The following is a 14,006-nucleotide window of genomic DNA, read 5'->3' as shown; positions in this document are numbered from 1 at the left end:
ATGTTTTTCTTTTGGCTGCCATGCGCCTATGACCCTTATCCTGAATAAACTGAAATGATGTTAAAAGAAGTTTACCGGGGAGGATTTTGTTCATGGGAAGTATTGAAATGTCTCGATCGGGAGACTCCGGATGGATAGCCGGAGGACGAATCACAGCTCTACAGTGGTCGGTTATTAAGACCCCTCCGTACAAAATTTATACTTATCCGCTATACCGCGTTTCTTTTCCTTATCCGGCAAACTGGCGTAAAGTCACGGAGGAACGGTATGAAGGGACCGACGGATTTTTTCAAATTTCCGCGATTTCGTCTGAGGGCCAAATTGACGAAGTATGCCGTACGGAAGCCTTTCATCCCTTAAGGCCCTACGGTTCTACACCCCGGATTGTCATGACGCATATCCATTATCAGGAAGCCTGCTTCATTTTCCCGTCGGACGACCAGCCGATGGAATTGAGAAATCAGGCCGCTCTGATCGTTATGTATCCCCGTCCTGTTTTAATACAAGGAACCTTCTACAATTACTTCATCCTGTGGGCCGACCATCAACACATCGTTCCGCTGGCGCGGGGGCTGACGTTTATTTAACCCTTTATCTCTCCCTCCCTATCGCCTTTTCGTAATGGAAGTCGTTACCGTCCGCATCGCTCACGTCCACCGTTATTAGGCTTTCTATCGTATAGTCTACGAAAGCGCCTGCTGCCAGATACGTGTACTTTGTAAAGCCCGGATACTCATAAAGTTCTACTGCTTCAGGCTGAAGCTCTAATGGAATCGTCACTTGTTCGCCGCCAGGCTCAGCCTGACCATTACGCTGAGGCGTTATGGCCGCTGCAGCCGAGACCGGCGCTCCCATGCCTTCAGGCAGCCATACATCAAGCCGAACCGTCTGCTCTTCTGATGCCTCTTCGTCAGCCATACGCAGGCTCATATGCGCTTGCTCGCCCATGACATGCCAGTAAAAGGGCTCCCGTTGCCGCTGCGTGTCAGCATCAGACGGCGGAGAGGTGGAGGATAACCAGCCTGCAAGCACAAATAAGCTAATGGCTAGCAGCACTTCGATCCGAACGCCGAGCAGCAAACCGCGAGCAGTGGCGGTTTGGCTAAGCTCGGCGGGAGGCAATGAGCCCGCGGCCATCGCTTTCGCAATATTCGGCATAAACACAAGCGTATGCAGCGCGGCGATAACGAGTACAAGCAGCATGAGGCATGATTTCGCAAAGATTAGCTGTCCATATTCCGTTGACAGGAGCTCTCGCCAAGATGAAAGCCTCGCGAGAGAAAGCCATACGCCGCTTACTAGAATAAGCGACATACTAGGCCATGCCCACTCTGAGAAGCGCGTCGCTGTCTGATTCAAGCGATCGATTGCATGGCGGCAGAAGGTCAACGAGAGCAGCCCTCCAAGTCCGCCGAACCAAATGGCGGCGGCGCACATATGAACCGCATGCGCAGCAACAGCCGCTGCCGCATCTTTGACGGCAGCGTAAGCATGACCCGTCAATGGAAAGGTCACGATTAGCGCAGCCACAGCTATAAGCTTCACGCGGTTCGCCCATAACCGCTCGCGGACGGGCGCGAATGCCAGCAAGAGCACAAGCAATGCTCCAGCTGGTCTTAATACAGCGATCTTACCGATCATCGTTTCGGCCGCCAGCGTATAGTAGGACAAGCTTCCGAATTGCTCCGAGAGCATGGACAGCCTGATCCATCCTGATATTACCCATACAAGCGCCGCCGCTGTAATTACGATTCTTTCTGCCCGCAGCGTAAAACCAAACGGCGCTTCGTCCCCAGCCTCACGCCAAATGAAGAGGCGGAAAAATAAGAGGCCCGCAAGCACCGCCCCCGCCAAAACATCCAGTACTCGCAGCAAAACCATCAGTCCGTGGCCGTCTGTATGATCATGCTCGCCTTCCGTGTGGATGTGCTCCGTCTCCTCATCAGTCGCTGCGGCATCAGTACTCGCTTCAGCCTCCTTACCTTCAGGTTGATCAATCGTCTCAGCCGTTGGCAATGGCGTTTGCAAGCCTCCATCTGCGCTCACGTCGGCATTCAGTTCTGTTGTTACCGCAGGCATCGCTGTTTCTACAAGCGTTGAGCTGGCTGTCGGCTCTACCGCTTCAGCAGTCGGCGCTATTCGGCTTCCGTCAGCCGTATTTTGCAGCGTAATGGAGCTTAGTTTTGTATCGATCTTTTCCGTAAATGTAATCCGTATGACGGATGGAGAGGCGATCAGCTCCGCATCCTGCATAGGTGTCGATTGCAAAATATAGGCATGCGCCGAGACGAAGCTCGGCAGGCATGCCCACATCATAATAAGTAAAGCTATACAGCTTAACGGTTTCTTCATCATCGATTATTTCTTATAAATCGTTAAACGTCACGTTAACAAGCTCCACATAAGAGACTTGTCCGGCCGCCACGATCGGCGAGCTCGTTTGGGTCCAGCCGTCATGCGCGAATACAGGTACTGCGGCGCCTAGCGTTAATACGGCGGCCAAAGCCGCGCCTGCGATTTTTTTGCGAAATTCCATAAAAAACAACCTCCGATGTATTGGATTAACTGTCCAAATTGTATCAATCGGAGGCTGTAGCGACATGACTCGATAGAGCTATGTACCTGTGAAAGTTATGTGAATATCGCCTTAAAGAACTATGCAATGCAACCACTGCATTTTATACATCAGAATCGGCAGCAAAAAAAAGAGACCTCCCCAAGCCGATGACTCAGACTTAAGGGAAGTCTCTTACTCAATCGAACAGCAGCTTAAATCCCCGGGATCGGGGAGCGCTTGTGCTCGGTTTTCAAATATTGCTTCTCCAGCTTTTCACGCGCTTCGGCGTTGATATCTTTGCCTTCAAGGTAGTCGCTGTTGTCACCGTAAGTGATGCCGAGCTCCTCCTCGTCGGTTTGTCCATCCCAGAGGCCGGCGGTCGGCGCCTTGTCCAGCACGCTCTGCGGAACGCCGATATGGGAGGCCAGCTGGCGAACCTGACGTTTGTTCAGCGTGCTGAGCGGAGTAATGTCTACCGCGCCGTCGCCCCATTTCGTGAAAAAGCCGGTGACCGCCTCGGACGCATGGTCCGTGCCGACCACGAGCAGGTTAAGGTCAAAGGCAAGCGCATATTGCGTAACCATCCGCGTTCTCGCCTTAATATTCCCCTTGCCGCCCCGGCTCAAATGCCGCGGTATGCCAAGCGCTTTGAAGCCGTGCTCGACCTCAAGCGTAATTTCGTCTACCGCTTCCGCAATATTCGTTTCCACTTTATGCTTCAGCTGGAAGGCTTCTGCAACGGCATAGCTGTCTGCGATATCCGATTGGTCGCCATAGGGCTGGAATACGCCGAGCGTCATGTATTCGCGGCCAGATTCGGCGCTAAGCTCATCCGTCGCGCGCTTGCACAGACCTGTCGCAACCGCGCTGTCAATGCCGCCGCTGATCGCGATGAGCAATCCCGTCGTTCCCGACTGCTTCACGTATTGCTTTAAAAAATCGACCCGTTTGCGAATTTCCGTCTCCGGATCGATTTCCGGCTTTACGCCAAGGCGTTCGATGATTTCCTGCTGCAGGCTCATCATAACCGTCCCGGCCTATCGGCAAAACCGATCGAAAGCGTCTGACAGATCGGCTGCAATGTCCGCTGCGGAACGATTTTCGATCTGGTGGCGCTCGATAAAGTGTACCAGCTCTCCGTCCTTCATCAGGGCGATGGAAGGGGAAGACGGCGGGTACGGCGCAAAATATTCGCGTGCTTTCGCTGTCGCTTCTTTATCCTGTCCGGCAAATACCGTATATAAATGATCAGGGGTAATATCGTGCTGAAGCGCCTCCGCTACGCCTGGACGGCATTGTCCCGCCGCGCAGCCGCAAACCGAGTTGACGACAACGAGCGCCGTTCCTTTTGCATCCGGCAAGGCTTGCTCTACCTCTTCAGGCGTGCGAAGCTCCTGAATGCCAATGCGGGTAAGATCGTCCCGCATAGGCTGCACCATATCTAACATGTATCGTTCGAATGACATCGACATCGAAACACACTCCTTTAATTACTTTATTTTAGCTACTATTATACCGTCCGTAATCAAAATAAAGCAACCGGAGTCTGCTCACTCCGGTTGCTCTTTTTCCTATTCATCTTCAGAATCATCCGGGTCTCCGACTCCGTAAGCGGCATTTTTGTCCGGATGCATGAATATGCCGCCTTGCGGCGGAAGTCCCTTCTCGAAAATATCGCGGTTCTCCGCCGTCTGAAAGCCGACATCCTTGAACGGATGCACCCACTCGTCCCCTGCCATGATTGCCGGGTCCGTCTCGGTGCTCCACAGCGACAGCGGCGAGTTCGACGACTCGTATTCATGATCGCCGATGACGACGCCATGCTTATTTACAAAAGGAGCTCTGCTTCCCCGGCCTTCCCGAAACTGCGGCAAAAACTCGATCTCATACGGATCCAGCGCCGGATCTCCTTTCGGCAGGTCACTCGCCCCCTTATGCTCCTGATCAGCCAAACGATCACCCCCGTACTATGTAGACGGCCGATTCGGGCCATCCAGCTTTTTGTCAAAGCCTTCCGATTCCGGCGACTTTCCTTTACCGGCAGCGTTCTTCGCAGCCTGCTGCGCTTGCTCGGCCGAACGGCCCTTTTCCTCATTATGCTGTGTCAAAACAATCCCCTCCTCCCTTTTTTAAGTAGTATGTACAGCAGCCGCCTGCCTTATTTACAGAGAGGAGCTTTCGGCAAGAAGAAGGTCACGATAAAGGTTGTCCCTTCGCCTTCCGTGGATTCCACGTCGATTCGTCCGTTATGGCGCTCGGCGATGCTTAAGCATAGCGGCAGCCCAAGACCTGTTCCATGCGATTTTGTCGTAAAAAACGGCTCGAATAAATGCTTCATTTTATCAGGGTTAATGCCTACTCCTTCATCTGCAATGCGCAGCTCGATTTTGTCACTCATGAGGCTGGTGCTAATGCGCAGAACCCCCTTGCCGTCCATCGCCTCCATGCCGTTGCGGGCCAGATTAAGCAGCATCTGCTTAATTTCTCTGTCGTTCAACATCAAAAGCGGCATATCGCGGCAAAGGCTTACTTCTATCGATTGTCCGCGCAGGTTCGAATCGGCATTAAGCAGCGGAATTAATTCATTGATGATATCGTGCAGCGACGATACTTCCATTTTCAGCGCTCTATTCTGGGCAAGCGACAAAAAGTCGCTAATAATCATATTGGCCCGGTCAAGCTCTTCCATGACGATTCGAAAATATTCCTGCTGGTTTTTCGGGCTGCGCTCCTGAATGAGCTGGACGAAGCCGCGTATAACCGCCATCGGATTGCGTATTTCATGCGTAATGCTCGCCGCCATCTGACCGACAAGGCTAAGGCGTTCCATTCGCCCTACCTCGTCTCTAAGCTGACTAATTTCCGTTACGTCATGTGCGATCAGGGCTGCCCCCGCGATTTCATTATTGTGCGAGCTTCGAAGGGAGAAGCTTGTCTTGAGCAATATTTTATCGCGGATTACGAAAGGCAATGATGTAGCCCTTGTTCCCATAAGCGCCTGACGGAGCATATTGACGCAAGCATCTTCCGGTCCTTGAAATACTATCGGAAACGGGACTCCAATCAACTGCCATGCATCCTTATAAGCGGGATGAAGGCTCAGCAGCTCTGTCGCCATTTTGTTAAAATGCGTAATTCGGCCCTCGTTATTAACGATGATAACAGCGAAGGCTGTCTCATCTATAAGCTGCTGCAGCTTCTCCACTTCGTTCCGGTAATTCGTCGATAAGCGCGTAACTTCTTCATGGAGCTGCTGCTTCTCCTTTACGCTCTCGATCATATATATGGACAGCCACGTTGACGTCAATGTGGCGGAAACGGCCAATATAAGCGCCACTACCATAAAAAACGACCATTTTTCTTCGCTAACTGAGATAAAGCCGGTTATCGTAACAATAAAGTAAAGCATTAATAAGGACATAAGCTGCAGCCCGTAACGTTCTTTGCGTAAAGCCGAGGCCCTCCTAAAAGGACCTATGGACAAAAAGATAAGCGGAACGAAGCCGGCCACAAATATGATAAAACTCACCGTTTCCCATGTACTGTCCAGCATAGGAATCCGCATCGTCACATAGACCAGCGTCAATACGGCAAGCGCAGGAAATCCGCCGTATAAAGAACCTATCATATAAGGAATCAGGCGAAAGTCCACTTCATAGCCAAATATGTTCGGGGCGGTCATCATGCAAAGCGCCATCGATACGCTGCAAAATATGCACATAAAGACGGTTGTTCCCTTCCAGCCCTGCTCTTTGTCATGCCAGAGCTGGAAGGCGAATATCGGCAATAAGGATACGACAAATTGTAACAGCAATTCCTTTAGCACGGATGATCGGCTCCCTCTACTCTCTTTCCGAATACATGCCATATATGTAGTAAAATATGGATTTTTTCCTTAATACCAAATTTATTAAACTATAAACGATTAAAACATAAACGATTTATTTTGACAATTGTAGTTCTATCCAATCGATGATTTGCTTTATGTTTTGCTCGCCCTCCACATCATTATGAAGCTCGTGGAAGCCGCCCTCCCGAATTTTCCATTCGCATTTCGCGCCAAGCCGCTCCGCTAACAGCTCGCTTGCTGCAAGTGAAGTGATCCGGTCGGAGGAACCATGCATAAGCAGCACGGGCACCTCCAGACTGTCTGCGTGCGCAAGCGCCCATTCGCCGCCGGCATCGATTTCGCGATAGGTATGGAGCGTAATTTTGGTATGGCATAACGGATCCTCCACGATAGGCGCGGCCTTGGCATAGCCCGGACGATATAAATCCGCGGGATTAAGGCCGGTTTCTTGCTGAAGCGCCGGTACGATTGAAGCCAGCCTGCGTCCAATCCACTCTACCGCCGGATGGGGCTTAAACGCAAGACGAAGCCATGGGCTCGTTAGAATGAGTCCTTTAATTGGCGGATTAAGGCGCAAAGCGCAATTTAACGCCACATTTCCGCCCATGCTGTGACCGTATAGGAAGACAGGTACGTCTGGGTGTCTTTTACCTGCCTCTTCTATGATAAGGCCAGTATCGCTGGCTGCTGCAATAAGCGAATTCAGGTGGCCCCGTTTGCCGGAGGAGCGGCCATGACCGTACTGATCTAACGCCATGAGCGCATAACCTGCTTCGGTGAAATACTCCGCGACGTGGCTGTAGCGATCGCCATGCTCCCCCATTCCATGCACGAGACAAACGGCCGCTTTTACCCGCGCAGCTTCCGGTTTCCATTCCCGAATGAAAAGATAAGCCTTATTTGCACCGATTGAATGCCATTCCTCGCGCAACATCGCAACGCCGCCTTTCTTTTGTGGTATGATAGTCATACTAATTAAAATAGCAGGTGGATCGAAATGCAATATGATGCAATTGTAATCGGCGGCGGCTCCGCCGGATTAATGGCCAGCATAGCGGCTAGCAAGAATGGCGCAAGCGTGCTTTTGCTCGACAAAGGCGACAAGCTGGGACGCAAGCTCGGCATATCCGGCGGCGGCAGATGTAATGTAACCAACAATAAGGACTTGGACGAGCTGATCAAGCATATACCCGGCAACGGGCGGTTTCTGCACAGCAGCTTCTCTAACTTTAATAATAAAGATATTATCGCATTTTTCGAGAACCTTGGCATAGCGCTTAAGGAAGAGGATAACGGACGTATGTTTCCCGTTTCCGACAAAGCGAAAACCGTCGTAGACACGCTCGTGGGTCAAGTACGCAAGCAAGGAGTCAAAATTCATCTCAACGCTCCCGTCGATCATATCATGTATGCGGATGGAAGAGTCGAAGGCGTCCGGTTAAAATCCGGTGAAGTTTTTCGCGGCAGAAGCGTTATCGTCGCCTCCGGCGGCAAATCGGTGCCTCAGACCGGCTCAACTGGAGACGGCTATCCGTGGGCGGAGAAAGCCGGCCATACGGTAACGGAACTCTTTCCAACCGAGGTGCCTCTCACGTCGAACGAGCCCTTCATAACAAGTAAAGAGCTTCAAGGGCTGTCGCTTCGGGATGTGGCGCTGTCCGTATGGAGCCCGAAGGGTAAACCCGTCATATCGCATCGGGGCGATATGCTCTTCACTCACTTCGGCATCTCGGGTCCGATCGTTCTAAGGTGCAGCCAGTTTGTCGTGAAGGCATTGAAGCAGTTCGGCACGGGCAATATTGAGGTAGCTGTCGACTTGCTGCCTGACAAGAGCAAAGACGAGGTCTACCGGGAAACGCTGAGGCTGGCCGAGCAGGAATCCAAGAAAACGATCAAGAACGTGCTCAAGGGCTATATGCCCGAAAAAATGATTCCGCTCCTGCTTCGGAAGGCCGGACTTCCGGATAGCCTTACCTTCGATCATATTCCGAAGCAGGATTGGTTAGCCCTATCGCAGCTTATCAAGCATTTTCCGATTCGAGTGTACGGTACCTTGTCTATAGAAGATGCTTTCGTAACCGGCGGAGGCATAAATTTGAAGGAAATCGATCCGAAGACGATGCAATCGAAGCTGATGGAAGGACTGTACTTCTGCGGAGAAATTTTGGATATCCATGGCTATACGGGAGGATACAACATTACGGCTGCTTTCTCGACAGGGTACACGGCAGGCCAAAACGCCGTGCTCAAATAAAAACGAAAGAGGCTGCGGGCCAAGCGCTATGACTTGGCTGCAGCCTCTTTCGTATCCTTATTCGCTCTAAGCCCGCACATCTCCGGAAAAATGGTCGTAAGTGCCGGGATCAGGCAAAAACTCGTCATTGAAGCCGGCATCGTCATCTCGATTGCGCAGCCCCTCTGCTTCCTCAAACTGCTCGTCTGATGATGACCACTCCTCATTCACCAGATGGGCAGGTATGGCAATTGCATCAAGCGAATACGCGGTGTCGGTTAATGCCCCTTGTGAGATCCGGGCTTGCTCGACCAGCTGCCCGCCATGTGCCTGCGCGATTTCGAGCGCCGACGTCAGATCGCTGCCTTCCAAATGAACATGCATGCGGCTTCCCTCATGCAGAACAGTCTCGTAACCGAGCTGCTGCAGCGTTTCGCAAGCAAGCGAAGCGCTCTGGGCATCGTTAAAATCAAACAATAATGCTGAGTTAAAAGTCATTTCTCATCTTCCTTTCCAATCATTTGTTATAGCATGCCAAATTTTCCGAAATTAATGTCATTCTTCATCTTAAGTTTTGCGCGATATGATCTGCCGTACGGATAGCCATGGCCACGGTGGTAAGCGTCGGGTTGGCAGCTCCGGTAGAAGGAAGCACACTGTTATCCGCGACATATAGACCGGATACGTTATGAATTTGCCCGAACCGATTCGTTGCGGAAGTGGCGGGATCATCGCCCATACGACAGGTTCCGGCTTCGTGATAATCCCTCCCCGTAATCCTCTGGATCTCGGGTTCCATACTAGCCCCCATGACAGCAGCGAACGTTTTGACAGCATCCGCCATTTGGGCCATAACCGCTTCATCTTGTTCACTATAGGAAAAATCGACTTGCAGCATCGGTACGCCATATTCATCCTTCATTAGCGGGTTCAACGTCACCTTGTTTTCAAAACGCGGCTCAACCTTGCCGAAAACGCCGCCCCTCACTTCAAGCTCCGCTATCGGTTCCAGTATTTGAACCGTGACGTTGAATACAAACTGATAAGGACGGTTTTCGGTTTGGGGAAGCATTATAAAGACCGGTCCGGTATCCGGCAAATCTTTTCGCATAAGGCTTGTTTTAAAGTTGAATTCCAAATGAGTATGGTGTGTCAAATAGTGTCCGATTGCTCTCCCTTCAATTCCGGAATAAAGCAGCAGCCGCGGCGTTTCAAAAGCGCTGGCCGATAAAACGACTTTTTTTGCAGATAAAACGTAGGATTTTTTTTCTGGAGTCATAACCTTGACGCCGGCCGCTTTGCCTTGTTCGGTGAGAATTTGTACCGCTCTGGCATTGACGGCCAAATCGAAAGGCCGCTGCTTTAAGCCTTCGCCCAAAAAAGAAAGGGAACTGAAATGAACGACGGAACCATATTTTTCAGGCTCAAAGTTAGAAGCCAACGGTCCGACTGTCGCTTCGGGAAAACCTCCCTCCCAAAGTCGGGTCAACAGGATTTGCGCAAACGGATTCATGTAGGGAGAAGGTTTCATGCGCGTCGTGACGTTCATGATCTGTTCGGCTAGGTTGTAATATAATTCCATCCCTTGCAAAGTGACAGGGAAACGAGCCAGTTCGCCAACGTACATTCGGGGACTGACGAGCGACCAATATAACATTCTTCCCCCCAGCGCATAAACCAATCTCGTCCTCAAAAAATTCCCGGTCGGTACCGATACATTTTGGAAAGATAACTGTTCGCTCAATATGGGGAGATTATCTGCATGTGTTTGCAGCAAAACAGGCCCTGCTTCAACGACGCCGATCTTTTTTCCGGTATCCCTCAATTGATCGCATAACCGCCAAATTGCCGCCCCTCCTCCCGCACCTGTTCCGACGACAATCACATCATAGTCGGTCTGAGCCATTCGTTCCAATGAAACCTGAGGGATAAATAGATCGCAAGAAAGGAGAGGGGCATCGGTCCTAATTGTGACGGACGGAGAAGGCAGCTTCACCGATTTGCCTGCGATATTAAGATCGATGCTTGGGATAAACGGATTGAGTGAAATCAGCTGCCTGATTTCGACATCGTTTTTTTGAGCGATTGTTCTAAGCGTATCTCCGTCATCGGCAATATATATCCTCAATGCCCACACACCCTTTCAGCATTATCGCGCAAGATCAAGTATTCTCCATCCCTCCGCAGATACTTCATAACTTCATATATACTTCTGTCTTTCCTGCTATATTCGCGGGGTCCCCCCATGAATCCGGGAAAGCTTTATGTTTAATGCCGAAGCCGAGCAGTGAAATTTCCAAATACGATTGCAGAAAATAGCACTAAAACCATGCCCCTTATCGGTCTGCATGGTTTTAGTGCTAATATCGATGGCTTTGTGGAGATCGATCGATCCGCTGGAAATGAAATTCCAGAGGTCTTCGCCGATAGGGTCTGCTGTTATTTTTTGTATAATACAGGGAAAAAGTCGTTTGCGAAGGCTTGGCCATTGACCGGACGCGGGCCGATCAGGCGGATGTTTTCATGACGCTGGACGCCGGCGCGATAGCTCGTTCCGCCCTTCATGACATGCGCTACAACGGAAAGGCGCGGATCATTCGTACGATTCGGTCCCGAGCCGTGAAACGTAAGAGCGTGATGAAAGCTTGCTTGGCCTGCTTTCAAGATGCAGGGCTCTTCAATCCAGTCGCGGCCTCCCGAATACTTTTGCTGCAATCCCTCCAAGTCTTGATTGAAGAAGGAGTCACTGCCTTGTATCAGTCCCCACTTATGCGATCCCAATATCGTCATCATGCCGCCGTTCGTCAAATCCGTATCCTGCAGTGCGATCCAAACGGTGATCATATCGGGCGTGTCCGAACATTGCCAGTAACCGTAATCCTGATGCCAGCCTACATTGCCATCCCCGGAGGTCTTGTTGCCTATGCCCGGCTTATAAATGACCTGATCATGCCACAGCCGAATTTCATCCGTCTCGAGCAAATCAGCCGACAGCTGTCCGATAAAAGGATCGGTAACGACCTTGCGCACCTCGTCGTTGATCCACCAGCCGTTATCAAATTTACGAAGCGCATCCGGGTTGCCGCTAAGCCGGAATGGATTCATAGGCACCCCGTCGCCGTCGTAATCGCCCGACCAGACACGCTCATGCGCCTTGCGCAAACGCTCGATTTGCTCGTCGTCGATCAGCTTCGGACTGATCCAATACCCGTCTCGATTAAATGTTTCCTTATCCTGCTGCGTAATTTTATACTGGCGTTCCGCTTGTAATGTCATTGATAAATCCTCCTTTAATGTGGTTGTCTTCATCTTAACCCTTGAGGGCATCGTTTGACGTTCTTGTTATTACGAAGTAGGATAAGAAACATAAGAACACACATAGAAACATATGGGGAAAGAGAGGATACCCTTGGAGGATAAGCCATATTCGGATGACAGCAGTCTGATTTCAAAAGAGCCCGGGAGCTCCACGGTACCCCGAAACGCGCGTTGGACCTACAATACGGAAAGTGATCCGCTTATCAGCCTGGTACCGGAATTCGTCATGTTCGGAAGCGATGAAATACGCAAAGCGCTGCCGCTCTTCGAGCATGAACACCCGGGATGCTACGAATTCGTTCTCATAGAGCGGGGAAAAGCCAGCTGGGAGCTAAATGACGTCATATACGAAACGCAGGCCGGCGATTTGTTCTATTCGCGTCCCGGAGAGAAACACCGCGGCGGCTTCAATGTCATAGAGCCATGCAAGTTTTGGTGGATCATTATAGCCGTTCCCCATCATCAAGGATGGCTCCGGCTCTCGCCGGAGGAAAGCAAGCTTATCGAACAAGCTCTCGCGAAATTACCGCGAGTGGTTCATATCGGATTAAATCCCGTTGAGTCTTTCAAGAAATTAAAAAAAGCGCTGATGAATGAAAGTCCTTTACAAAGTATGGCTGTGCGTCATGCTCTTCTTGACTTGCTGCTTGCCTTTATTCAGCCTGGCGCTGGCACCAGCGCAGTGGCGGATGATTTATTGCGTCAATTCGACATGCTTATCGACAAAATGGGCAAGGAACCGGAGTGGCGGCCTTCCGTGGAGAAGCTGGCCGCATTCGCAGGCGTCAGCGCTTCCCATTTCTACCGCACGTTTCAGGAATATACCGGAGAGCCGCCCATCACATTCGTCGAGCGGCTCCGCGTGAAGGAAGCTTGCCGTCAGCTTACGGAATCCCAAGATTCCGTAACAGACATTACGCATCGGTTAGGATATCAATCGAGTCAGCATTTTGCTACCGTGTTCAAGCGCTTCGTGGGCGTTACGCCGACCGAATGGCGCAAAGCCCGCAGCGGAAGCGGAATGCAAACCGGGCAAGCATAATGATTACACGGAAAAAGGCAGCCTTACCCGGTGAAATATCCGCCGGGATTAAGCTGCCTTTTGTAAGCAACAGATTCGAATTTAGTTATATTTCTCAGAGAAGCGCTTCGCGATAAATTGATTGACCTCAAACAAATCCGCTGTCGGCTCGCCCGTGAACGGAATACGCGGCATGTAGTTGACCGGTCCGAACTCGGGTGTCACCGTCGTATGCGGCTTGCCTGCTTGGCGGTGCTGCTTCCAAATCTCATCCCACCAGCCCTCGAATCTTGCCAGCTCCTCCGCATATTCAGGCGCTGCAGGATGAGGAACCTGAGGTCCTTGCGTATAACCCACTCTTCCATGCGTATGCAGGGTGCGCCCAATCATAAAGGCCAAATCCTCTTCCTGATCATGAAGCAACGATTCGCAAACGCATGTAAAATGGCTGAAATCTGCCGTAATTTTCAAATCGGGGAATTGCTTAAGCAGCTTCACGGTAGCGCGCGGAGTAAACATGGCGCGTCCCCTGTGGGTTTCATGCGCCACGGCGACGCCGAGTTCCTTTTCCTTGCTCAAAGCGAATTCAAACAAGGTTAATTGCTCTTCCTCCGCCAAATAATCTTTGCCGGTATGCGAATTTACGAAGAGCGGAGAAAATTCCAACGTATTTTCCAATTGCTCGTGATAGGTTTCCTTATGATTGCCGTACGAGTAGATCTGAGGGATATACAGCAGGCCGAACTCCTGCAGCAGCTCCTTGAACTCATTCTTGTCGTTCGCTCCCGGAAGCCCCGTTTCAATTCCTTGATAACCGTTCGACGCAGCACGCTCGAATTTCTCCCTCAATGACCCGTTCATGCCCCAAAAAGCATGAAATAATTGCAGTTTCATAATAACCCTCCCTAGAAGTGGAAACTAAAAATAAAGGCGCAAGCTCGAAAGAAATATGAGATGGATCCGCCCCTTCGATTAGCACATATTCAATTTTAGCATAATTAAGCAATGCCAAGAAATATCCTTTATT

At 50.8% G+C, this 14,006-nt stretch carries 15 protein-coding genes; 3 read left to right on the top strand and 12 right to left on the bottom strand.

All coding sequences use genetic code 11. The annotated features are described in order from the left end of the window. The first annotated feature begins 92 nt into the window (after positions 1–92). The gene (locus tag L1N85_RS04695; protein WP_235235421.1) at positions 93–587 is read left to right on the top strand and encodes a peptidase M56; all 495 of its coding nucleotides are present in this window, start codon (positions 93–95) and stop codon (positions 585–587) included. A 4-nt stretch (positions 588–591) separates the two neighbouring features. Here L1N85_RS04695 and L1N85_RS04690 read toward each other — a convergent pair whose 3' ends face one another. The 8 genes from L1N85_RS04690 to L1N85_RS04655 form a co-directional block, all read right to left on the bottom strand. Next, positions 592–2,355 (bottom strand): copper resistance CopC/CopD family protein, encoded by a 1,764-nt coding sequence (locus L1N85_RS04690; RefSeq protein ID WP_235235413.1) that lies wholly within the window; start codon positions 2,353–2,355, stop codon positions 592–594. Between the two features lie 10 nt (positions 2,356–2,365). Continuing rightward, positions 2,366–2,536 carry a hypothetical protein gene (locus tag L1N85_RS04685; protein WP_235235411.1) on the bottom strand — a complete coding sequence of 57 codons (171 nt, stop codon included), beginning with the start codon at positions 2,534–2,536 and terminating at the stop codon, positions 2,366–2,368. A gap of 233 nt (positions 2,537–2,769) precedes the next feature. Continuing rightward, complete coding sequence (gene nadE, locus L1N85_RS04680; protein ID WP_235235547.1) at positions 2,770–3,579, bottom strand: ammonia-dependent NAD(+) synthetase; 810 nt, start codon at positions 3,577–3,579, stop codon at positions 2,770–2,772. Positions 3,580–3,594: 15 nt separating this feature from the next. Beyond that, positions 3,595–4,029: a BrxA/BrxB family bacilliredoxin gene (locus L1N85_RS04675; RefSeq protein WP_235235409.1), complete on the bottom strand. Its 435-nt coding sequence runs from the start codon at positions 4,027–4,029 to the stop codon at positions 3,595–3,597. A gap of 99 nt (positions 4,030–4,128) precedes the next feature. Next, a complete protein-coding gene (locus L1N85_RS04670) occupies positions 4,129–4,509 on the bottom strand; it encodes a DUF3905 domain-containing protein (RefSeq protein ID WP_235235407.1) in 381 nt (126 codons plus the stop codon). 15 nt (positions 4,510–4,524) lie between these two features. Next, on the bottom strand, positions 4,525–4,665 hold the full coding sequence (locus L1N85_RS04665; RefSeq protein WP_235235405.1) for a hypothetical protein: 141 nt from the start codon (positions 4,663–4,665) through the stop codon (positions 4,525–4,527). 50 nt (positions 4,666–4,715) lie between these two features. Then, positions 4,716–6,383 carry an ATP-binding protein gene (locus L1N85_RS04660; RefSeq protein WP_235235403.1) on the bottom strand — a complete coding sequence of 556 codons (1,668 nt, stop codon included), beginning with the start codon at positions 6,381–6,383 and terminating at the stop codon, positions 4,716–4,718. 115 nt (positions 6,384–6,498) lie between these two features. Further along, complete coding sequence (locus tag L1N85_RS04655; protein ID WP_235235401.1) at positions 6,499–7,341, bottom strand: alpha/beta hydrolase; 843 nt, start codon at positions 7,339–7,341, stop codon at positions 6,499–6,501. Between the two features lie 63 nt (positions 7,342–7,404). Between L1N85_RS04655 and L1N85_RS04650 the strand changes: the two genes are divergently transcribed. After that, positions 7,405–8,661, top strand: coding sequence for a BaiN/RdsA family NAD(P)/FAD-dependent oxidoreductase (locus L1N85_RS04650; RefSeq protein ID WP_235235399.1), 1,257 nt, complete (start codon positions 7,405–7,407; stop codon positions 8,659–8,661). 66 nt (positions 8,662–8,727) lie between these two features. Here L1N85_RS04650 and L1N85_RS04645 read toward each other — a convergent pair whose 3' ends face one another. From L1N85_RS04645 to L1N85_RS04635, 3 genes are all read right to left on the bottom strand, one after another. Further along, positions 8,728–9,138: a hypothetical protein gene (locus tag L1N85_RS04645; protein ID WP_235235397.1), complete on the bottom strand. Its 411-nt coding sequence runs from the start codon at positions 9,136–9,138 to the stop codon at positions 8,728–8,730. A 64-nt stretch (positions 9,139–9,202) separates the two neighbouring features. Further along, entirely contained in the window at positions 9,203–10,768 is a 1,566-nt protein-coding gene (locus L1N85_RS04640) for a GMC oxidoreductase (protein ID WP_235235395.1), read from the bottom strand. A 311-nt stretch (positions 10,769–11,079) separates the two neighbouring features. Further along, positions 11,080–11,916 carry a phytanoyl-CoA dioxygenase family protein gene (locus L1N85_RS04635; RefSeq protein WP_235235393.1) on the bottom strand — a complete coding sequence of 279 codons (837 nt, stop codon included), beginning with the start codon at positions 11,914–11,916 and terminating at the stop codon, positions 11,080–11,082. 133 nt (positions 11,917–12,049) lie between these two features. Between L1N85_RS04635 and L1N85_RS04630 the strand changes: the two genes are divergently transcribed. Then, positions 12,050–13,000: a helix-turn-helix domain-containing protein gene (locus L1N85_RS04630; RefSeq protein WP_235235391.1), complete on the top strand. Its 951-nt coding sequence runs from the start codon at positions 12,050–12,052 to the stop codon at positions 12,998–13,000. Positions 13,001–13,081: 81 nt separating this feature from the next. Here L1N85_RS04630 and L1N85_RS04625 read toward each other — a convergent pair whose 3' ends face one another. Beyond that, the gene (locus L1N85_RS04625; protein ID WP_235235389.1) at positions 13,082–13,873 is read right to left on the bottom strand and encodes a sugar phosphate isomerase/epimerase family protein; all 792 of its coding nucleotides are present in this window, start codon (positions 13,871–13,873) and stop codon (positions 13,082–13,084) included. Positions 13,874–14,006: the final 133 nt, after the last annotated feature.

The organism is Paenibacillus alkaliterrae (assembly GCF_021532375.1).
GTDB classification, from domain to species: domain Bacteria; phylum Bacillota; class Bacilli; order Paenibacillales; family Paenibacillaceae; genus Pristimantibacillus; species Pristimantibacillus alkaliterrae.
The sequence above is the reverse complement of the archived record's forward strand: the minus strand, read 5'-3'. Positions and strand labels throughout refer to the sequence as shown.